We start from the raw sequence: 19,979 nt of genomic DNA, 5'->3' as shown, positions 1-19,979 counted from the left end.
TTGTGTAAATTTCATTGATTAATTTATAATATATTGATAACCAATATAGATAAGTTTCTTCAACGAGGACGAATATTAAGACAATCTTATAATGGAATGCAGGGGTATGTGAAAAACATATCCCTTTTTTTGTATCCCTTTGTGAAAAGGGATGTTTTGTCGGAAAAAACGTATCTTTACAGAAAATATGTTTTTATGGATTTATTGTCTCCCGAAACGCTACATTTTATAAAAGAGCATCGTATGGACGATGTCAGGAAGCTGGCATTGCAATCGGGCAAATATCCTTTGGTAGATATTTCCGAAGCGGTGGTCCAGATTGCCGGATGGCAGATAGCCTGTAAAAAGATTCCTTCCTGGGCACGGACGGAAGGTATAATTTATCCTCCACATTTGTCGATGGAACAATGTTCTTCCGAAATAACAGCATGTTATAAGGCTTCATTGGTGCATGGGGATACCTTTACCGATTTGACAGCCGGACTGGGGGTGGATTGTTCCTTTATAGGAAAAAAGTTCCAGAAAGTATATTATGTGGAACAGCAGGACAACCTTTGCAGATTGGCCCGCCATAATTTCCCACTGTTGGGATTGGGGCATATCCAGATCCGACAGGCTGACGGGGTTGAATATCTGAAAGGAATGGATCCTGTCGATTGTCTGTTTCTGGATCCGGCCCGCAGGGATATTTACGGCGGAAAGACTGTAGCTATTTCCGAATGTGAACCGGACGTTTGTGCTCTAGAACCATTATTGGTTGAAAAGGGACGTACGGTTATGATCAAGCTGTCTCCCATGTTGGATCTGTTTTCGGCGTTGCGTGAATTGAAACATGTCTGTGAAGTACATGTTATAGCTGTTAATAACGAGTGCAAAGAGTTGGTCGTTATTCTTCGGAAAGTCTTTCCTGAGGTATTGGAAAGGGGGAATGAGGTGGTGATAAGTTGTGAACAGATTGTTGATAACTCGTTGACAACGCCTTTCCGCTTTACCATGAAGGAGGAAAAGGATGCCACATGTGTACTGGCTGATTGTGTAGAATCTTTTTTGTATGAACCGGGAGTTGCTTTATTGAAGGCCGCACCTTACCGTCTGTTATCCGAAAGATATGCAGTCAAAAAATTACATTCCAATAGCCATCTGTACACATCGGAAACTTTGGTCGATTTTCCGGGGCGACGTTTTAATGTAATCGGTGTTTCGGGTTTTGGAAAGAGAGAGTTGAGAGCATTTCTGGAGGGAGTGGATAAGGCTAATCTTACAGTCCGTAATTTCCCGGCTACAGTAGCCGAGTTGAGAAAAAAACTGAAGCTGAAGGAAGGAGGTGACCTTTATCTGTTTGCAACGACTTTGGTTAGCGGTGACAGGGTTCTGATAAAATGCCGGAAAGCATGATCGTGGAGGAAGGATAATCTTTTAGGGAAAGTTTTATAAACCGGCTGATGTAAAAAGCCTCGTGAAGCGATAACTTCCGAGGCTTCAATCTTTTATTATATGCTGTAGCTCAGGATTTCTGTTCTTCCTGTTTTGCCTTGAAAGCCAGGGCATACATCCGCATCTGTTTTACCATTGCGAGCAGTCCGTTGCTCCGGGTAGGAGAAAGATGTTCCTTCAAGCCGATCTTTTCAATGAAATAAAGATCGGAGTTCAGGATTTCATCAGGAGTATGTCCTGATACTACTTTGATCAGCAATGCGATAATGCCCTTTACAATCAGAGCGTCACTCTCTGCCTGAAATACAATTTTCCCGTCTACAAGATCTGCCTGCAGCCATACCCGGCTTTGGCATCCGTCGATCAGGTTCTGTTCTGTCTTGTATTTTTCGTCCAGTGGTTTCTGTTCGTTGCCTAGATCAATCAGCAGCTGGTATTTATCCATCCAGTCATCAAAATCGCTGAACTCTTCAATTACTTCATCCTGAAGTTCATTAATTGTTTTCATTATGTCCTATCTTTATTTTTCGTTGTATATTACTGTCATAACGGTTTGTCCTACGGCCTGTAAGGTCGCTTTGTCAATTCTTTCCATATTGTCATTGACTGTATGCCATGCTTCATTGAACCCGGTTTCGGTATTCGGATTGAAGTCGATGATGTCAACACAGGGAATCTGACGTAACTGGTGTACATAGATGTGGTCGTCGGTGATTGGTCCGCCGTCTGCTTTGATGAAAAAGTTTCCGTATCCCAGCGTATCGGCTGCCTTCCATATTTTTTTCATGGCTTTATTGGCTGTATGTTTGGAATAGTCTTCATAATAGAAGGTGGCGTTTTTGCCGCCAACCATATCCAGCAGGATACCAAATCTGGCTTTATAGTCTGTTACATGAGGGATTCTTCCCCAATATTGTGATCCCAGACACCAGGTGTCGGCCTGATGCTGGCCTTGGTAGAAATCGGGAGTTCCGTAATCTTCAGAATCGAAAAATATGATATCAATACCGATTTCCGGCAACTGTTTCTGGAGCTGACGGGCGATTTCCAACAGGACTCCTACGCCGCTGGCTCCGTCATTGGCTCCGTCTATCGGAGTATGGTGGAATTTCTCTTCGCCAGCATCAGCATAAGGGCGGCTGTCCCAATGGGCACATAGCATAACTCTCTTCTTGCTTTCCGGTTTATAGGCTCCGATGATATTGCGTGATTTCAGGATCGTACCGTCGTAAGCCATGAGGTCTGCATGTTGGTTGTAGACTTTTGCTCCGAACTGTTCCAGCTTTTTTGCCAGATATTCGCCGCATGAGCGGTGGGCGGCAGTGTTGGGGACGCGCGGACCGAATGCAACCTGTGCGGCGACATAGGTATAGGCACTGTCGGCATTGAATTCAGGAGCTTTGATGAATGTCTCCTCCTCTATATTTTCCTGGACGTTCTTCTTGTTGCTGCTTCCGCATGAGATGAAAAGGGCGGTTCCCAACAATAAAGGGAGTACAGCCGATTGACATTTAGGGAATTTCATTCTGATTCGATTTGGTGTTAAACAAATTATAACTTCAGTCCGTCCAAAATCCGGATATAGGTAGTGATGGCATCTTCAATTTCGTTCAGCATGATGTATTCGTCTGCTGTATGTGAACGTGATGATTTTCCCGGACCGATTTTTACGGAGGGGAAAGGCATCAGGGCCTGGTCGGACAGGGTGGGTGATCCGAAAGGTGTTTTACCCAGTTCGATGGCCCGTTGTACAAACGGATGGTTGATGTCAATGTGCGATGAATTCAGGCGGAAAGAGCGTGCCTTGGCTTCACAACTGATGTGTGCCGTGATTTCTTTGAATAATTCTTCGTTTGAGTAGAATTCGTTGCTGCGGATATCAACAACGAAGGTACATAAGTCGGGTACAACATTATGCTGGGTTCCGGCATTGATTTGTGTGACACTCATTTTTACAGGTCCCAATAGTGGAGATTCTTTGGGAAACCGGTATGAACGGAACCATTGGATGTCGTCCAATACTTTATATATGGCATTTTCTCCTTCGTCCCGGGCTGCATGTCCGGCTTTTCCTCTGGCTGTCACGTCAAGTACCATCAGGCCTTTTTCTGCAATGGCGGGACACATTTCCGTCGGCTCTCCTACTACTCCTAATGTGATGGGGGGAAGCTGGGGCAATACACTTTCAATCCCGTTTTTCCCGGAAACTTCTTCTTCGCACGAAGCCAGAAAAATCAGGTTGTAGCTTTGTTCGGTGGAAGTCAGGTAACGGTATGCCTGGAACAATGATACTACGCTGGCTCCGGCATCGTTGCTCCCCAGCCCATATAGTTTGCCATTGTCTATTTTGGGAGTGAACGGCTGTTTGCGCCATCCGTTTACCGGACGGACAGTATCGATATGGGAATTCAGCAGAATGGTGGGTTTCTTGACATCAAACATCGGGCCGATACACCAGATGTTGTTGCCGAAACGTCCTGTCATGATTCCAGTTTCCTCAATATAGTTCTGTAGAAAGTCGGCAGCAGCTTCTTCTTCTCTGCTTAAAGACGGGATGCCGATCAGTGCCTGAAGCAAAGTGAGTGCTTCGGAAGTATAGTAACCAGTTTCAAACATAAAGATTATTTATTTTGTAGGGCAAAGATACTTTATTTATTCCAAATTAAACTCTATATTTGCGTTCAGCGATAATAAATTAATTAAAATTTAAATGACTAATTCTTATTTATCTACTTTGGTTTACCGCCAGGCAGAAAAATATCATGACCGTGTTGCCTTAAAGTATCGCGATTATACGACCGGAAGCTGGATCCCGGTTACATGGAATCAGTTTGCTATGAAAGTGAAGCGTGTCTCGAATTCATTGGTAGCTTTGGGAGTGGAAGTGCAGGAAAATATAGGCGTATTTTCACAAAATATGCCCGAGTGTCTGTATGTCGATTTCGGGGCATTCGGAAGCCGGGTGGTTTCAATCCCTTTATATGCGACCAGTTCCGAAGCCCAGGTCCACTATATACTTGAAGATGCTTCAATCCGTTACCTGTTTGTGGGTGAACAATATCAATATGATGTCGCATTCCGGGTACAAAACCTTTGTAAGACCTTGAAACAGATTATTATATTCGATCCGAAAGTGGAGAAGGCTGCTTCGGATACCAATTCCGTCTATTTTGACGATTTTCTGGCTAAAGGAGCCGATGGAAGTTTCCAGCAGGAGGTTGATAAACGTACGGCCGAATCGGAAAGCCGGGATTTGGCCAACATCCTGTATACATCGGGTACCACTGGCGATTCGAAGGGGGTCATGTTACATCATTCCTGCTATGAGGCGGCATTTGAGGCCAATGGAAGGCGTCTGGTCAGATTGGATGAATCGGACGTAGTTATGAATTTTCTGCCTTTTACGCATATCTTTGAACGGGCATGGACTTATTTCTGCATTAATAGAGGCTGTCTGTTGTGTATAAATCTTCGTCCTCAAGATATCCAGAAGACAATCAAGGAAGTGCGTCCTTCTGCCATGTGCAGTGTTCCCCGTTTTTGGGAGAAGGTGTATGCGGGCGTTCTGGAGAAGATCAATGAGGCTTCGGGATTGAAGAAGAGCCTGATGCTTGACGCGCTTGCGGTAGGTAAGGAACATAATATCACTTATCTGATGAATGGGCTTACCCCGCCGATGATGCTCCGTATGAAATATAGATTCTATGAAAAGACTATCTTCAGCCTTTTGAAGAAGATTATAGGTATCGAGAACGGAAATTTCTTCCCGACAGCGGGGGCCGCTATCCCTCCTGCGGTAGAAGAGTTTGTACATGCTGTAGGAATCAATATGATTGCCGGTTATGGATTAACTGAGAGTACGGCTACCGTATCCTGTGAATGGATCGGTGATTTCCGTATAGGTTCTGTTGGCCGTGTCTTGGAGGGAGTAGACATCAAGATCGGCGAAAATAATGAAATATTGCTGCGTGGAGGAACCATAACGAAGGGCTATTATAAGAAAGAAGCCATAACGGAGCAAGCCTTTACCGAAGACGGCTGGTTCCACACCGGAGATGCAGGATATATCAAGGATGGATTCCTGTATCTGACGGGCCGTATCAAGGATCTGTTCAAAACCTCAAACGGTAAATACATCGCTCCCCAGGCTATTGAAACAAAATTGGTTGTCGACCGTTATATTGACCAGATTTCTATTATCGCCGATCAGCGTAAATTCGTATCGGCTTTGATTGTACCCGAATATCATCAGGTTGAGAAGTATGCGAAAGATCATCATATCAGTTATACCGACCGTAAGGACCTGTTGCAGAAACAGGAAATCATAGATCTTTTCCGTACTCGTATAGATACCTTGCAACAGGAATTTGCCCATTATGAACAGGTCAAGCGGTTTGTATTGTTGCCCGAGCCTTTCAGTATGGAGAAAGGGGAGCTAACCAATACGCTGAAGATCAAACGTTCTGTCTTGATGAAGAATTATGCGGCGGAAATAGAAAAGATGTATGAAGAGTAATTCTTCGGGCTCCGTTTTTCAGTACTTGGCTAAAAATGTGTAATTTTGCATTTTGAAATAGATATTTAAGTATTCAAGATGATTACAATAGAACAATTAAAAGACGTAAAGGAACGTACCCAGGCTCTTTATCATTATCTGGATATCGAGAACAAGAAAGTACAGGTAGAGGAAGAACAGCTCCGTACCCAGGCTCCCGGTTTTTGGGATGACGCAAAGAAGGCTGAAGCCCAGATGAAGAAGGTGAAGGGATTGCAGGGATGGATTGACGGATATCAGAAAGTGAAGACTTTGGCCGACGAACTGGAACTGGCTTTCGATTTCCATAAGGATGAGCTGGTAACCGAAGCGGAGGTGGATGAAGCTTACTCGAAAGCGGTGAAGGCTGTAGAAGAGCTGGAACTGAAAAATATGCTTCGTTCGGAAGCCGACCAGATGGATTGTGTCCTGAAGATCAATTCCGGAGCCGGTGGTACGGAAAGTCAGGACTGGGCGTCTATGCTGATGCGTATGTATATGCGTTGGGCCGAAAGTAACGGTTATAAACTTTCTATTGCCAATCTGCAGGAAGGTGATGAGGCTGGTATCAAGACTGTGACAATGAATATTGAAGGTGCATATGCCTATGGATACCTGAAAGGTGAGAACGGTGTGCATCGTCTGGTGCGCGTGTCTCCGTATAATGCCCAGGGAAAACGTATGACTTCTTTTGCATCGGTTTTTGTGACTCCGTTGGTCGATGATTCGATTGAGGTTGTCGTAGAACCTGCCCGGTTGTCATGGGATACTTTCCGGAGCGGCGGTGCCGGCGGACAGAATGTGAACAAGGTTGAATCCGGTGTCCGTCTGCGTTATCAGTATAAAGATCCGTATACCGGGGAAGAAGAGGAAATCCTGATTGAGAATACGGAGACCCGTGACCAGCCTAAAAACAAGGAAAATGCCATGCGTCAGTTGCGCTCTATCCTGTATGATAAGGAGCTGAAACACCGTATGGAAGAGCAGGCCAAGGTTGAGGCTGGAAAGAAAAAGATAGAATGGGGATCTCAGATCCGCAGTTATGTATTCGATGACCGGCGTGTAAAGGATCATCGTACTAATTTCCAGACATCGGATGTAAATGGAGTGATGGACGGTAAGATAGACGGTTTCATCAAGGCTTATCTGATGGAGTTCTCTGACCGTGAAGTATAAAAAGAATCAGAGTTTTTGGCTTTTCTTTAAATATTATTGTATTTTTGGGTATATGTTTTACCTAAAATGTTAAGACTATGGGAAAGAATAATAATAACCGTAAGCACGGATATAGTAAGCGTGAAGAAGAGAAAGCCAAACGTCTGATCAGAAACATGTGTATTGGCCTGATTGTTCTGGCTATCTTGATTATTGTGGGATTTACACTTGCATAATAGCGGAATGGCACAGGAAATAGAACGTAAATTTCTAGTCAAGGATAATTCTTATCGGGAAAAGGCTTTCAGCAGCAGCCATATCAAGCAAGGTTATATCTGCAGTGCAAGGGGACGGACGGTGCGCATACGTATCAGAGACGGGAAAGGCTATCTGACGATAAAGGGTGCATCGGACAGTTCGGGTATCAGCCGGTATGAATGGGAACGGGAAATTCCCTTGCAGGAAGCCGAGGAACTGATGTCGTTGTGTGAGCCGGGCATGATTGACAAGACCCGTTTCCTGGTAAGGGTCGGCCAGCATGTTTTCGAAGTGGATGAATTTTACGGAGAGAATCAGGGGCTGGTCGTAGCCGAAGTTGAACTTGGTTCGGAGAATGAAGATTTTGAACGTCCCGATTTTCTGGGTGAAGAGGTTACGGGGCAGGTAAAGTACTATAATTCATTCTTGATGAAAAATCCTTATACCCACTGGAACCGGTAATTCGTGTCATGTGGAAAATTTGATTACCTGTAAACTATCATATTAGGGGGTAAAAGCTGTCATCTGACAGCTTTTACCCCTTTGTGTAACAGATATCAGGCTGTCTGTCATCATATTTCAGAGTAATATTGCACTGTGATTGGATCAGAAGAATATTAACTTTTCAAAAATGAATATGGGAGCAGCCACTTTTACTCAAAATCTAGTGAACGTACAGGGTGAACTTTTACATTTTGCCTATAAACTGACATCAGACCACGAGGAGGCAAATGACCTTTTGCAGGAAACATCATTGAAAGCGTTGCATAATGAAGACAAATATACTGCGGAAACGAATTTCAAGGGGTGGATTTATACCATTATGCGTAATATTTTTATCAATAATTACCGGAAAGCGGTACGTGACCAGACATATGTTGACCAGACGGATAGCCTTTATTATCTGAATCAGGGTATAGACATAGAGATCGATCCGGTAGAGGGCTCATATGATTTAAAGGAAATGCACCGCATCGTAAATGATTTGCCTAAAGATTACCGGATTCCTTTTTCTATGTATGTGTCGGGATTCAAATATCGTGAAATAGCCGATAAGTTGGGAGTACCGTTAGGTACGGTAAAAAGCCGTATCTATTTTACCAGACAGAAGCTTCAGGAAGATTTAAAGGATTTCCGTTGATATATAGAACTTCGGGTTCATTGGAAAATGGATCCGGAGTTTTTTTATTTATCGGATTGTTTTTTTCTGATCAGGGGCATGACCAGATATCGGCTTAGAATACAAGCCAGGCCAATACCTACACAGTTGGCTATGAAATCACGCCAGTCTCCGCTGCGGTCGGTTGTGCAGGTCCCCTGCAGTATCTCTATGATTCCGCTCATGCAGACCGGAAACAGAATTCCGCCAATGTACAGACTTTTCCATTTGGTTTCCCGGTAATGCCAGATATATTCAAACCAGATTACACCTGTAAGCCCTCCATACATGCAAAGGTGGACAATTTTGTCGATGTAGGGAATCTCTTCCATATCTGTTTTGGGAGGGGTAAAGAATGAAAGATAGCAAATTACGATTATGATGAACAGAGTGACAGGAAAATTTCTTAAAAGCTGTTTCATAGATAAGAATAAAAATTTTCCCGTAAAAATACGATATTTTTGTATATTTGTGCCGTTATATATATTAAATTATAATTTTATCGGTTTATTATGTATCAGAAAGAGCGGGTTAATTTTGGAAGTAAGTTAGGTGCGATTCTGGCAGCGGCAGGTTCGGCTGTCGGATTGGGTAATATATGGCGTTTCCCTTATGAGACTGGTAATCATGGAGGTGCTGCGTTTATTTTGATTTATTTGGGATGTGTCTTTCTGTTCGGACTTCCTATAATGATAGCAGAGTTTACTGTAGGCCGTCATGCAGGAGCCAGTACTGGAGAGGCTTTTAAGGCTTTGGCTCCTAAGGGATGCTGGAAATACATCGGATATTTAGGTGTACTGACCGGTTTCCTGATTCTCGGATATTATTCAGTCGTGGCCGGATGGACTTTGGAGTATATATTCCAGGCTGTAACTAACCGGTTTGCCGGACGGAGTTCTTCTGAGTTTATAACCATGTTCCAGGATTTTTCGTTAAATCCTTTCCGCCCGTTAGTATGGTTATTTGTATTTATTCTGCTTACACATTTTATTATTGTAAAGGGAGTCCAGAAGGGTATTGAGCGTTCATCCAAAGTGTTGATGCCTGTCTTGTTCATTTTGATACTCCTTTTGGCTGTCTGTTCGATCATGCTTCCCGGAGCGGAAAAAGGTATAGAATTCCTGTTGAAACCCGATTTCGGTAAGGTAACTCCGTCTGTATTCCTGGGTGCTATGGGGCAGGCTTTCTTTTCGTTAAGTCTGGGTATGGGATGCCTTTCTACCTATGCATCTTATTTCGGGAAGGATACCCGGCTGGGACATACAGCTATGAGTGTGGGAGTTATTGATACCTTTGTAGCGGTATTGGCCGGCCTGATTATTTTTCCTGCTGCATTTTCTGTGGGTATACAGCCCGATGCCGGTCCGTCATTGATTTTCATCACGTTGCCTAATGTATTCCAGCAGGCATTCAGCGGAGTTCCGGTTTTGGCGTATGTCTGTTCCATTCTGTTCTATGTCCTGTTGGCTCTGGCTGCATTGACTTCCACCATTTCCCTGCATGAAGTCTCTACGGCATTTCTGCACGAAAAATTTAATTTCTCCCGCGGTAAAGCTGCCCGTATGGTTACTGCCGGCAGTCTGATTATCGGTATAGTGGCTTCTTTAGCCTTGGGGGTATGGAGTGACTATAAGATAGCAGGCATGAATTTCTTTGATGCGCTTGATTTCCTTACTGCAAAAATAATGTTGCCGATAGGAGGAATGATGACCGCATTGTTTGTGGGATGGGTATTGAACCGTCAGATTGTACGTGATGAGGTCACTAATTACGGGAGTCTGAAGGCCGGTTATTATCCGGTTTATATATTCATCCTGAAATATATTGCGCCCATTGGTATTGCTGCGATTTTCTTGAATGAATTGGGTCTGTTCTAGAAATATGTATGTGGAAGGACTTCTTCTATTATTCAAAATCGGAACGAAGGGCGATCATTGTGCTGCTTGCCGTGGCTTTGGTGCTGTCGATAGTTCTTGTAGGAAGGAAGTATCTTATGCCGGCACATGTTCTGCCGGTTCTGACTGAGGATGAAGAAATAAAGTCATTTCTGTCGCATCTGAGCATGAAGGATTCGTTGTATAGAGAAAAATCGGTTTTTCATGATATCCGTCCACTCCCTCAGGCAGCCGTTCTCCGTCCTTTTGATCCGAATAAGGCCGATTCTTCCACTTTCCGTTCTTTAGGACTTCCATCTTTTGTCGTGCGTAATATCCTCCGTTACCGGGAAAAAGGAGGCATATTCCGTACACCGGAATCGTTTGCCCGTATTTACGGCTTGTCTGAAGCTTCTTTTTCGAAGTTGAAACCATATATTGTCATTGACGTGCAATCGTCTGTTTCTACTTCCTTGAAGGAAGAGAGGGATACGGCAGATTTTGTCCCGGTAAGAAGTGACAAATATGCGGAGGGTACTGTTATTGATCTGAATCTGGCCGATACGGCATCTTTGAAACGTATTCCTGGTATCGGACGTGGACTGGCCGGGATGATAGTGAATTACCGGAAACGCTTGGGAGGATTTTATGCTGTCACGCAATTACAGGAAATACCTTATCTGGATGCGGAACTGAACCACTGGTTTGTGGTGAAAAATCCTCAGCTAGAAAAGCTCAGAGTCAATAGGGCAGGGCTTGATGAGTTGCGCTCACATCCATATATGGATTTTTATAAGGCCAGGGCAATATTGGAATACCGCAGGAAAAGAGGAAATATAAAAGGTCTTTCCCAGTTGTCCATGATGGAAGAGTTTGCTGAGAAAGACCTTGAAAGGTTATTACCTTATCTGTCGTTTGACTGATAGGGCAGTTATTCTTTTGTGTAGCCGGCTGCTTGAGCTATCTTGACAGGGATATCAGTGTTGTCGAGGCGTCCCTGGAATTGTTCTGCTCCTGCACCTATGGCAAATACAGGTACATATCCGGCAGAATGTCCTCCACTGGTCCATCCTACCAATGCTATTTCGTCAATGATACGTTTTGCTTCGGCTGCCAACGGTTCGTCCTGTGAGTATTCGCTTTTCTCCATGGTTACAGCATCTCCCTGGAATGTCTTCTGGTAAGTGGCATACAGCTGTTCTTCCTGTTCCTTTGTCAGTTTGACGTTTTCCCAGAATCCGAAGTTTTCCTTCAAAGCTTTCTGTACATTTTCCCACGAAACCTTGTTGTTATATTTTTTGCGGAGACTGTTCAGAATCTGTGTGAAACCGCTTTCACTTACCTTCTGGTTCTTCAATACCTGTAGGTTTAATTTATCGGAACCGGTTCCTAAAACGAAACCTCCGGTCTCATGGTCGGCTGTAATTACAATCAGTGTTTCATCCGGATGTTGGGCATAGAATTCGTATGCCACTTTCACTGCTTCGTCCAGGTCAATTACTTCATTAAAGGCTGTTGCGGCGTCATTGCTGTGGCAGGCCCAGTCAATTTTCCCACCTTCAACCATCAGGAAGAAACCTTTTGAGCTGTCTTTCGACAAGAAATTGACGGCAGAACGTGTAATGTCGGCCAAGGTCAGTGCACCTTTCTTGCGGTCTAAGGCATAAGGAATGGAATAGCGGTCTATGTCGGATGCTTCCTGGGTCTGGAACAGAATCATCTTGTCGGCCTTCTTGCATTTCTTCAGATAATCTTTATATCCTCTGGCCAGTACATAACCGTTTTTTTCGATCATGTCATATAGATTCTCGGATACTCCGGATTTATTGTCCTTGCCGGCCGGATCCAGAAAATCGGAACCGGCATAGAAATCAAAGCCACTTTTGAACAGGTCCAGTCCTATCTGGTAATAGTTCTTGCGGCTTGCATTGTGTGCATAGAAAGCTGCGGGGGTTGCATGGTCAATGCTGACACTGGTTGCTATACCTACCCGTTTGCCGCTTGCCTTGGCCCAGGTCGCTACACTGTTTACTGAAGTCGTCAGATCCTTTTCCATACCGATTGCTCCGTTTTTTGTCTTGTTACCTGTAGCCAGAGCTGTTCCTGACGCTGCAGAGTCGGTGACTCCGTTAGTTGCGGAGAAAGTCGTTGCGACAGTTGCATATGGAAACTGGGTAAAGCCGATAGGGGAAATACCGATCTTACCTGCCAGTTCTCCCAGATAAAGTTCCGTTCCTTGTACCTGATTTACCCCCATGCCGTCGCCGATAAAATAGAATACATATTTGGCTTGTTGTGCATAAGCAAATGTTACCGACAACAGAAAAAGGATAAGAAGTGATGAAAGTTTTTTCATGTTACTAAAATATTTTTTGTTTTACGCTTGCGGCAAAAATATGGAAAAAAGAAGTGTTCCGCTTTTTTTCAAAAGAAAAATTGATTAACCGGCTATAAAATTTCGACTTTTTACGTTTCATAAAGTGTAACGAGAAATAAAAATTTAATATCTATGAACATTTTCAGATTTGTGCCATGCATGGTTATGGCTTTAGGAATGTTGGCTTCCTGCCAACAGAGTGAATCGGCCGACCAGCCGTCGGAAGGAAAGACGTTGGGTATACAGGCATCTGTATCGAATCCTCAGTTGTCACGAACTGTAATATCGGGAGAGACGACAAGTTTCGTCGATGGAGACCGGATCGGATTCTTTATGCCTGATGTGGATTCGCCTACTTTATGGACTCGTGAAGGTGGTAACTGGAGTTCTTCTTCCCAGTTGTTCTGGCCTGACCTAGTCAGTGAGTTTGTTTTTGATGCCTTTTATCCTTATGAGGAAGGAACGGTTGCGGTACGTAATTCAATTCCTATGCCGGATATCAGTCGGCAGACCGGAAAATTGGATGATTTGGGTAAATACGACTTTCTGGTGGCACGTACTTCGTGCAGCTATACCACATCCCAGGGCGGTACCGTAAGCTTTACCGGTGAGTCTGCTTTCCAGCATAAGTATAGTCTGGTCAGACTGATTTTCAAAAATGGAAATGACGATGATTTGTCTTTGACCCGACTGAATCTGAATGGTACCGACATTGTAAGTAAATGTACTTATGATATGGTCAGGAACCGGATACAGAAAGATGAGGGAGAACCTTCTGTGAATGAGCTGACTGTAGATTGCGGTTCTGCTGTTGTTCCGGAATCGGGATATACTTTGGCTGTCCTGTTGAATCCGTCAACAGCCGAAGAAGCGGTAAGTCTGACCTTGTCTTATGTGCGTGGTGAAAAGTCTTATACGGCTTCGACAGAAGTAACCGAGCATTTTGAATCGGGAAAACTCTACCAATATACGGTTACGGTCCAGAAGGAAGGACTGGTCATTAAAGTAGGGGAAGTAGCCGATTGGAATACGGGTACTGTTCTGGATGACATCGTGATAAAAGACGAGTCGGACCAGCCTTGATAGTTCGTCCAGGGTATTTTTCCTCCCTTTAAACATCTTTACAGTCTAAATATTCCGCATGGATGCCTCGCAAATAGGATAAAAGGTGTAATTTTGCAAATCATTGCAATAAATTAAAAATTTCTTAGATATGAAGGCACTCAAGGAACGTATCTTACAGGACGGTAAATGTTTTGAGGGAGGGATCCTGAAAGTAGACAATTTTATCAATCATCAGATGGATCCTATTCTGATGAAATCCATGGCGGTGGAATTTGTACGCCGTTTTGCGGGAACCAGTATCAATAAGATTCTTACGATTGAAGCAAGCGGTATCGCTCCTGCCATTATGGTAGGATATTTGTTGGAACTGCCTGTAGTATTCGCCAAAAAGAAAAAGCCGAGTACGATGGAGCGTATGTTGACAACTTCTGTCTATTCTTTTACCAAGGACCGTTCATACGATGTCTGTGTGAGTGCGGATTATCTGTGTCCGGGCGATAAAGTATTGTTTATCGATGATTTCCTGGCTAACGGTAATGCGGCGAAAGGCATTATCGACCTGGTCGGTAAGGCAGGTGCCGAATTGGTTGGCATGGGTTTCCTGATTGAGAAATCTTTTCAGCATGGCGGTGATTATCTGCGTAATGAAGGGATTCATGTGGAATCTTTGGCCATTATTGAGAGTCTGGATAATTGTGAAATTAAGATTAAGGACTGATATTATTATAATCTGAAATAAGGATAGTTCGATGGAAAAAGAACAGAAGGTTGTTCCGGGTGACGGACTGATTTACGGCTTGTATGACCGTCCGCCTTTGAAAGAGACTATTTTTGCTGCTTTGCAGCATTTGTTGGCCATTTTTGTAGCGATTATTACTCCTCCCCTGATTATAGCCGGAGCGTTGAAGCTTGATCTGGAGACCAGCAGTTTCCTGGTGTCGATGGCTTTGTTTGCTTCCGGTATATCGACTTTCATCCAATGCCGCCGTATAGGTCCTGTCGGTTGCGGACTGTTATGTATCCAGGGTACAAGCTTTTCATTTATTGGCCCGATCATTTCAGCAGGGCTTACCGGAGGGCTCTCAAGTATTTTCGGGGCATGTATTGCCGCTTCATCGGTAGAGATGCTTATCAGTCGTGTGTTGAGGTATACACGCCGGATCATTACCCCGCTTGTTTCGGGGATTGTTGTCACTTTGATCGGCATGAGCCTGATCAAGGTAGGTATTTCGGCCTGCGGAGGAGGGGAAGCAGCCCGGGCCGACGGTACTTTCGGCGCATTCCAGCATGTGGGACTGGCGGCACTGGTTCTTATATTGATTATATTCTTCAACCGTAGCTCGAACCGTTATCTACGTATGAGTTCGATTGTGATAGGACTGGTTATCGGATATGCTGTAGCGTGGATCTCAGGTATGGTCGATTTCAGTTCGGTACAGAATTACGGTGGATTCAATATTCCTATTCCGTTCAAATACGGCATATCTTTTGATATTTCGGCCATTATCGGGCTGGGTTTGGTCTATCTGATTACGGCAATAGAGGCTTATGGTGACATTACCGCCAATTCCTTGATTTCGGGTGAACCTGTACAGGGTGAAACGTTCGTAAAACGCGCATCGGGAGGTATATTGGCTGATGGATTTAATTCCATGCTGGCCGGTATACTGAATTCATTTCCAAATTCCATCTTTGCGCAGAATAACGGGATGATCCAACTGACGGGCGTCGCCAGCCGTTATGTAGGCTTTTTCATTGCCGGATTCCTGATCTTGCTGGGTTTGTTTCCTGCCGTAGGACTGGTCTTTTCCCTGATGCCTGAACCTGTATTGGGAGGCGCTACCTTACTTATGTTCGGTACCGTAGCGGCTGCCGGTATCCGTATCATCGCATCTCAGAATATTGACCGTAAAGCTACCCTCGTGATGGCATTGAGCTTTTCGTTCGGTTTGAGTGTGGAACTGGTTCCGGATATCCTTTGTCAGCTTCCCGAAACTGTACGGAATATTTTTTCGTCGGGTATCACTACCGGTGGCATTACTGCAATTCTAGCCAATGTGCTGATCCGTATCAAGGAGTGATCCTTTCTGCACTTCTTCCATTACGCGCAGGAAGTTTCCTCCCCAGATAAGCTGCATATCTTTATCGCTGTAGCGTTCATAGAGTAGCTTACGGGTCAGGTTGATGAGCTCGGATGAGTCGTTGCAGCCGATGACTCCGCCGTCTCCGTCAAAGTCGGTACCGATACCTACGTGTTCGATTCCCATTATGTTTACCATGTGGTGTAAATGTTCGATGGCATCGTATACGGTGGCTTTGCCTTCTTTACGTAAGAATCCTTCATACATGCAGACCTGTACCACGCCTCCTTTCCGGGCGATAGCTTTCAGCTGTTCGTCGGTGAGGTTGCGGGGATGGTCACATAATGCCCTGCAGGATGAATGTGAACAGACAATCGGCATTCTGCTGATTTCCAATGCGTCATAGAAACTCTTTTCGCCACCATGTGACAGGTCGACCATCATGCCTACCCGGTTCATTTCTCTGATAACGCTCTCACCGAATTCGCTTACACCCAGATTTTCGTCATTGTAGCGTGCCGATCCGCAGATGTCGTTGTTCCCGTTGTGGCAGAGTGTCATATAGACAACCCCTCTTTTACGGAACCGTTCCACATTGGATATGTCTTTTCCGATAGCGTATCCGTTTTCTATTCCCAGCATAATTGCCTTTTTGCCGGCATGCTTCAGACGGTAAAGGTCGGCGGGGGTATAGGCTATGTCGACAGCCGTACAGTTCAAGGCAACCATTTTTTCTATTTCGTTCAGCAGTTGGTCGGCCTTGGCTGTTGCAGCCAGCAACGCTTCGTCAGTACGTTCCTTTTGTGGAATGTAGGCTACCATGATGGTGGCGTCCTGGCGTCCTTCGTTCATTTTATGCAGGTCGACCTTGATTTTCGGATCACGGGTAGCAAAATTGATATTCTGGTCGAAGAACATGGGAGTATCGCAATGTGAGTCCAAAGTCAGCACTGTCCGGTGGAATGCTTTTGCCTGGCGGAAAGATTTCGCTTCCTGTATCAGCCAGTCGAACAAAGGCATCATGCATTCGTCGTTATTCATAATGAAACATTCAGGATGCCACTGTACGCCCAGCATCGATTTGAATTCGGAACTTTCAATGGCTTCGACCACTCCGTCCGTAGCACGGGCGGAAATCCGGAAGCCGGGGGCCGGTTCTTTCACAGCCTGATGATGGAATGAATTGACTGCCAGTGTATCCGTTTTCATGATCCGGGCCAATGTGCTGTCTTTTTCTATCTTTACGGTATGTGAGGCGTAGGCCCTGTCCAGATCCTGATCGTGCTTGATGCGTGTCCCTTCCATCTGTACGTGGATGTCCTGGTATAGAGTTCCTCCGAATGCGGCATTCATGACTTGTATGCCACGGCATATTCCTAAAATCGGGATCTGCCGGTTAGCTGCCAGACGGGTTATCATCAGTTCCTGCCGGTCGCGGTAAGGATTGATCCCATGCAGTTCCCTGATGGGCTCTTCATGCAGGAAAAGCGGATTTATATCACCTCCTCCGGTCAGCAACAGTCCGTCCAGGCTGTCCAACAGATTTATCAGAATGTTATAATCATCGAAGGGTGGAATGATAAACGGGACGGCTCCAGCTTTCAGAATGGAAGTATAATAGCCTGGAGCTAACATTAAGTTACCTTCACTGAAATTTCCGGTGATTCCGATGACCGGCCGTTCGTAATGATTCGGGAACCTGTTATGCAAATTTTTATAATCGGCATCTATGTCAAAGCTTGTATATGTTTTCATACGTTAAATCTTTCAGAGAAACATGGCAAATATAGAGATTAAATCAGATTTATTTCTCATATTTGTTTAAAATCTGATAGTATGGAGCCATTCCGTTCACTTACCCAAATGGTTAATAGTTTGCGGGTACGCAACTATAGACGCCGGGTTGCGGTTGTTTGTCCGAACGATCCGCATACAGAGTATGTAATTATCCGTGCATTGAGGGAAGAAATCGCCGAGTTTCTGTTGGTTGTTGATGTAGGACATCAGGAGCTGGCACGTCATATGCAGTGTGCTTCTCCCGATTTTGTCCATATCTATGAAGCCGGTTCGCCTGATGAGGCTGCGGCGTTGGCCGTGCAGCTGGTGAGGACCGGTGTGGCGGATATCCTGATGAAAGGACTGATCAATACCGATAACTTGCTTCGTGCCGTTCTGAACAAGGAAAACGGTCTGCTTCCGCCGGGAGGTATTTTAAGTCATGTGGCTATGGCACAGATTCCGTTGTACCATAAACTGCTCTTTTTTTCGGATGCAGCGGTTATTCCCCGTCCCACTTTAGAGCAATATCGGGCCATTATCCATAATGATGTGGGATTGTGCCGTAAACTGGGGTGTGTGGAGCCCCGTATCGCTTTGTTGCACTGCTCGGAAAAGGTCAGTGAAAAGTTTCCCCATACGTTGAGTTACATGCAGCTGAGAGACGAGGCCTCACAAGGAGCTTTCGGACCGGTCTTTATGGACGGGCCTATGGATGCGAAGACTGCTTGCGATGCGCATAGCGGTGAAATCAAGGGCTTGTCTTCTCCGGTAGTGGGAAATGCGGATATTCTGATATTCCCGAATATAGAGTCCGGGAATGTATTCTATAAGACTATTACTTTATTCGGCGATGCCGATACGGCTGGAATGTTGACTGGGACGATTGCACCGGTCGTAGTCCCTTCGCGCAGCGATTCAGGAAATTCCAAATTCTTCAGCCTGGTATTGGCTTGCCTTGCAGGAACCCAAAATGATTAAGTTATGAAGATTCTAGTAATAAATCCGGGGTCGACATCCACCAAGTTGGCTGTTTATGAGAACGATACGCCGGTATGGAAGTCCAGTATCTCACATTCGACAAAGGAGCTGTCGCAGTTTGTCCACATCAATGAGCAATATGATTATCGCAGGGACTGTATCTTGAAGGCTTTGAAAGACGCCGGCATCCCGATGCAGTTTGATGCGGTCATTGCCCGTGGGGGATTGTTGAAGCCGACTTCGGGAGGTGTATACCGGATTGACGGGCACATCAAGCATGATTTGTGGCATGCCGGAATAGAACATGCGTCCAATCTGGCGGCTCTGATTGCCGATGAACTGGCGCAGCAGACGGGTTGTCCGGCCTTTATAGCCGATCCTGTGGTGACGGACGAGCTGAGGGATATTGCCCGTATCAGCGGTGTACCCGAGTTACCCCGTGTCTCTATTTTTCATGCATTGAACAGCCGTGCAGTATCCCGTAGATATGCTACCCGCATAGGGCGCAGATATGAAGACCTTGACTTGGTCGTGGCTCATTTGGGTGGAGGAATATCGGTAAGCGCCCATCATCATGGAAAGGTTGTCGACGTAAATAATGCCATCAACGGTGAAGGACCTTTCAGTCCCGAACGGGCCGGGACCCTCCCGGCCGGACAGCTGGTTGACTTGTGTTTCAGCGGTAAGTATACCCGGCAGGAAGTCCATAAGATGTTGAACGGGAAGGGAGGACTGGTTGCCCATTTGGGAACAACCGATGTGCCGACAATTATCCGCTGGGCCCATGCCGGAGGCAAACGTCATAAACTGGTGCTTGAGGCAATGGTCTATACCGTGGCCAAGCAGATAGGTGCCATGCATGTGGCCCTCCACGGGCATACCGATGCCATTATCCTGACAGGTGGCATTGCCTATAATGAATATTGTGTATCTATGCTCCGTGAATGGATAGAAGGACTTGCTCCTATTGTAGTGATTCCGGGAGAAGACGAAATGGGAGCCTTGGCCATGAATGCGGTGGGTGCCCTTACCGGAGAACTTCCCTTGCAGACCTACCATCCTGAGGATCAGGAGAAGAAGACAGAAGAGCTTTCTTCCGGTTTCAAAATCTCCTAGCTTATAACTATCAAGTGTTGCCGGCTGGAACCAGGTGTGGAAAAAGAACTTGGTCTTTTGTGGAAACATCTTGAATTTCCCGGAAAAATGTCTTGATATATTGACGGATATTTCAAGTTGTCCTTGTAAAAACTTCAAGACAGTATGGCGGAGACGCCTTGTTAAATGG

At 45.1% G+C, this 19,979-nt stretch carries 19 protein-coding genes; 13 read left to right on the top strand and 6 right to left on the bottom strand.

Annotation, left to right across the window (positions count from 1 at the left end):
* The first annotated feature begins 195 nt into the window (after positions 1 to 195).
* The gene (locus tag BQ7489_RS11665) at positions 196 to 1,395 is read left to right on the top strand and encodes a THUMP-like domain-containing protein (protein WP_072532165.1); all 1,200 of its coding nucleotides are present in this window, start codon (positions 196 to 198) and stop codon (positions 1,393 to 1,395) included.
* Between the two features lie 109 nt (positions 1,396 to 1,504).
* Here BQ7489_RS11665 and BQ7489_RS11660 read toward each other — a convergent pair whose 3' ends face one another.
* Genes BQ7489_RS11660 through BQ7489_RS11650 form a run of 3 tightly spaced genes read right to left on the bottom strand, consistent with a single transcriptional unit; the run spans position 1,505 to position 4,050 of the window.
* Positions 1,505 to 1,942, bottom strand: a complete 438-nt coding sequence (locus tag BQ7489_RS11660) for a SufE family protein (RefSeq protein ID WP_072531141.1) — start codon at positions 1,940 to 1,942, stop codon at positions 1,505 to 1,507.
* A gap of 12 nt (positions 1,943 to 1,954) precedes the next feature.
* Entirely contained in the window at positions 1,955 to 2,959 is a 1,005-nt protein-coding gene (locus tag BQ7489_RS11655) for a M20 family metallopeptidase (RefSeq protein WP_072531140.1), read from the bottom strand.
* A gap of 26 nt (positions 2,960 to 2,985) precedes the next feature.
* On the bottom strand, positions 2,986 to 4,050 hold the full coding sequence (locus BQ7489_RS11650; protein ID WP_072531139.1) for a M20 family metallo-hydrolase: 1,065 nt from the start codon (positions 4,048 to 4,050) through the stop codon (positions 2,986 to 2,988).
* Positions 4,051 to 4,144: 94 nt separating this feature from the next.
* On the opposite strand from BQ7489_RS11650, the gene BQ7489_RS11645 reads away from it, so the two are divergent.
* The 5 genes from BQ7489_RS11645 to BQ7489_RS11630 all read left to right on the top strand — a co-directional run bounded on the left by BQ7489_RS11645 (position 4,145) and on the right by BQ7489_RS11630 (position 8,522).
* A complete protein-coding gene (locus tag BQ7489_RS11645) occupies positions 4,145 to 5,950 on the top strand; it encodes an AMP-dependent synthetase/ligase (RefSeq protein ID WP_072531138.1) in 1,806 nt (601 codons plus the stop codon).
* 78 nt (positions 5,951 to 6,028) lie between these two features.
* Positions 6,029 to 7,144 carry a peptide chain release factor 2 gene (prfB, locus tag BQ7489_RS11640; protein WP_072531137.1) on the top strand — a complete coding sequence of 372 codons (1,116 nt, stop codon included), beginning with the start codon at positions 6,029 to 6,031 and terminating at the stop codon, positions 7,142 to 7,144.
* A 77-nt stretch (positions 7,145 to 7,221) separates the two neighbouring features.
* Positions 7,222 to 7,359: a hypothetical protein gene (locus BQ7489_RS17665; RefSeq protein ID WP_204352752.1), complete on the top strand. Its 138-nt coding sequence runs from the start codon at positions 7,222 to 7,224 to the stop codon at positions 7,357 to 7,359.
* A 7-nt stretch (positions 7,360 to 7,366) separates the two neighbouring features.
* Complete coding sequence (locus BQ7489_RS11635) at positions 7,367 to 7,843, top strand: CYTH domain-containing protein (protein WP_072531136.1); 477 nt, start codon at positions 7,367 to 7,369, stop codon at positions 7,841 to 7,843.
* A 175-nt stretch (positions 7,844 to 8,018) separates the two neighbouring features.
* Complete coding sequence (locus BQ7489_RS11630; RefSeq protein ID WP_072532164.1) at positions 8,019 to 8,522, top strand: RNA polymerase sigma factor; 504 nt, start codon at positions 8,019 to 8,021, stop codon at positions 8,520 to 8,522.
* Positions 8,523 to 8,566: 44 nt separating this feature from the next.
* On the opposite strand, the gene BQ7489_RS11625 is transcribed toward BQ7489_RS11630, so the two are convergent.
* Positions 8,567 to 8,962: a VanZ family protein gene (locus BQ7489_RS11625; RefSeq protein ID WP_072531135.1), complete on the bottom strand. Its 396-nt coding sequence runs from the start codon at positions 8,960 to 8,962 to the stop codon at positions 8,567 to 8,569.
* 90 nt (positions 8,963 to 9,052) lie between these two features.
* Here BQ7489_RS11625 and BQ7489_RS11620 point away from each other — a divergent pair, with 90 nt between their 5' ends.
* Complete coding sequence (locus tag BQ7489_RS11620; protein WP_072531134.1) at positions 9,053 to 10,417, top strand: sodium-dependent transporter; 1,365 nt, start codon at positions 9,053 to 9,055, stop codon at positions 10,415 to 10,417.
* 8 nt (positions 10,418 to 10,425) lie between these two features.
* Positions 10,426 to 11,337, top strand: coding sequence for a ComEA family DNA-binding protein (locus BQ7489_RS11615; protein WP_072531133.1), 912 nt, complete (start codon positions 10,426 to 10,428; stop codon positions 11,335 to 11,337).
* Between the two features lie 8 nt (positions 11,338 to 11,345).
* Here the strand turns inward: BQ7489_RS11615 and BQ7489_RS11610 are convergent, their stop codons facing one another.
* The gene (locus BQ7489_RS11610; RefSeq protein ID WP_072531132.1) at positions 11,346 to 12,770 is read right to left on the bottom strand and encodes an alkaline phosphatase; all 1,425 of its coding nucleotides are present in this window, start codon (positions 12,768 to 12,770) and stop codon (positions 11,346 to 11,348) included.
* A 153-nt stretch (positions 12,771 to 12,923) separates the two neighbouring features.
* On the opposite strand from BQ7489_RS11610, the gene BQ7489_RS11605 reads away from it, so the two are divergent.
* The 3 genes from BQ7489_RS11605 to BQ7489_RS11595 all read left to right on the top strand — a co-directional run bounded on the left by BQ7489_RS11605 (position 12,924) and on the right by BQ7489_RS11595 (position 15,937).
* Entirely contained in the window at positions 12,924 to 13,874 is a 951-nt protein-coding gene (locus BQ7489_RS11605) for a fimbrillin family protein (RefSeq protein ID WP_072531131.1), read from the top strand.
* A gap of 130 nt (positions 13,875 to 14,004) precedes the next feature.
* Entirely contained in the window at positions 14,005 to 14,574 is a 570-nt protein-coding gene (gene xpt / locus BQ7489_RS11600; protein WP_072531130.1) for a xanthine phosphoribosyltransferase, read from the top strand.
* Positions 14,575 to 14,605: 31 nt separating this feature from the next.
* Positions 14,606 to 15,937 (top strand): nucleobase:cation symporter-2 family protein, encoded by a 1,332-nt coding sequence (locus BQ7489_RS11595; RefSeq protein WP_072531129.1) that lies wholly within the window; start codon positions 14,606 to 14,608, stop codon positions 15,935 to 15,937.
* Here BQ7489_RS11595 and BQ7489_RS11590 read toward each other — a convergent pair.
* Positions 15,905 to 17,692, bottom strand: a complete 1,788-nt coding sequence (locus BQ7489_RS11590) for a gamma-glutamyl-gamma-aminobutyrate hydrolase family protein (RefSeq protein WP_072531128.1) — start codon at positions 17,690 to 17,692, stop codon at positions 15,905 to 15,907. The two genes, BQ7489_RS11595 and BQ7489_RS11590, sit on opposite strands and share 33 nt — an antisense overlap.
* Positions 17,693 to 17,773: 81 nt before the next feature.
* On the opposite strand from BQ7489_RS11590, the gene BQ7489_RS11585 reads away from it, so the two are divergent.
* Positions 17,774 to 18,694, top strand: a complete 921-nt coding sequence (locus tag BQ7489_RS11585) for a phosphate acyltransferase (protein WP_072531127.1) — start codon at positions 17,774 to 17,776, stop codon at positions 18,692 to 18,694.
* A gap of 3 nt (positions 18,695 to 18,697) precedes the next feature.
* Positions 18,698 to 19,810, top strand: a complete 1,113-nt coding sequence (buk, locus tag BQ7489_RS11580) for a butyrate kinase (protein ID WP_072531126.1) — start codon at positions 18,698 to 18,700, stop codon at positions 19,808 to 19,810.
* Positions 19,811 to 19,979: the final 169 nt, after the last annotated feature.

The sequence above is a fragment of the Bacteroides ilei genome, assembly GCF_900128495.1.
Lineage (GTDB): Bacteria > Bacteroidota > Bacteroidia > Bacteroidales > Bacteroidaceae > Phocaeicola > Phocaeicola ilei.
Note: the sequence above shows the minus strand (reverse complement) of the source record. Positions and strands in the feature narration are given on the sequence as shown.

What these genes read in the sequence shown, in the direction of transcription:
- BQ7489_RS11595 (WP_072531129.1), top strand. Translation starts at nt 14,606, where the DNA reads ATGGAAAAAGAACAGAAGGTTGTTCCGGGTGACGGACTGATTTACGGC.
- BQ7489_RS11665 (WP_072532165.1), top strand. Translation starts at nt 196, where the DNA reads ATGGATTTATTGTCTCCCGAAACGCTACATTTTATAAAAGAGCATCGT.
- BQ7489_RS11655 (WP_072531140.1), bottom strand. Translation starts at nt 2,959, where the DNA reads ATGAAATTCCCTAAATGTCAATCGGCTGTACTCCCTTTATTGTTGGGA.
- BQ7489_RS17665 (WP_204352752.1), top strand. Translation starts at nt 7,222, where the DNA reads ATGGGAAAGAATAATAATAACCGTAAGCACGGATATAGTAAGCGTGAA.
- BQ7489_RS11610 (WP_072531132.1), bottom strand. Translation starts at nt 12,770, where the DNA reads ATGAAAAAACTTTCATCACTTCTTATCCTTTTTCTGTTGTCGGTAACA.
- buk (WP_072531126.1), top strand. Translation starts at nt 18,698, where the DNA reads ATGAAGATTCTAGTAATAAATCCGGGGTCGACATCCACCAAGTTGGCT.
- BQ7489_RS11660 (WP_072531141.1), bottom strand. Translation starts at nt 1,942, where the DNA reads ATGAAAACAATTAATGAACTTCAGGATGAAGTAATTGAAGAGTTCAGC.
- BQ7489_RS11635 (WP_072531136.1), top strand. Translation starts at nt 7,367, where the DNA reads ATGGCACAGGAAATAGAACGTAAATTTCTAGTCAAGGATAATTCTTAT.
- BQ7489_RS11630 (WP_072532164.1), top strand. Translation starts at nt 8,019, where the DNA reads ATGGGAGCAGCCACTTTTACTCAAAATCTAGTGAACGTACAGGGTGAA.
- BQ7489_RS11625 (WP_072531135.1), bottom strand. Translation starts at nt 8,962, where the DNA reads ATGAAACAGCTTTTAAGAAATTTTCCTGTCACTCTGTTCATCATAATC.
- BQ7489_RS11650 (WP_072531139.1), bottom strand. Translation starts at nt 4,050, where the DNA reads ATGTTTGAAACTGGTTACTATACTTCCGAAGCACTCACTTTGCTTCAG.
- BQ7489_RS11585 (WP_072531127.1), top strand. Translation starts at nt 17,774, where the DNA reads ATGGAGCCATTCCGTTCACTTACCCAAATGGTTAATAGTTTGCGGGTA.
- BQ7489_RS11620 (WP_072531134.1), top strand. Translation starts at nt 9,053, where the DNA reads ATGTATCAGAAAGAGCGGGTTAATTTTGGAAGTAAGTTAGGTGCGATT.
- BQ7489_RS11615 (WP_072531133.1), top strand. Translation starts at nt 10,426, where the DNA reads ATGTGGAAGGACTTCTTCTATTATTCAAAATCGGAACGAAGGGCGATC.
- BQ7489_RS11605 (WP_072531131.1), top strand. Translation starts at nt 12,924, where the DNA reads ATGAACATTTTCAGATTTGTGCCATGCATGGTTATGGCTTTAGGAATG.
- BQ7489_RS11590 (WP_072531128.1), bottom strand. Translation starts at nt 17,692, where the DNA reads ATGAAAACATATACAAGCTTTGACATAGATGCCGATTATAAAAATTTG.
- BQ7489_RS11645 (WP_072531138.1), top strand. Translation starts at nt 4,145, where the DNA reads ATGACTAATTCTTATTTATCTACTTTGGTTTACCGCCAGGCAGAAAAA.
- prfB (WP_072531137.1), top strand. Translation starts at nt 6,029, where the DNA reads ATGATTACAATAGAACAATTAAAAGACGTAAAGGAACGTACCCAGGCT.
- xpt (WP_072531130.1), top strand. Translation starts at nt 14,005, where the DNA reads ATGAAGGCACTCAAGGAACGTATCTTACAGGACGGTAAATGTTTTGAG.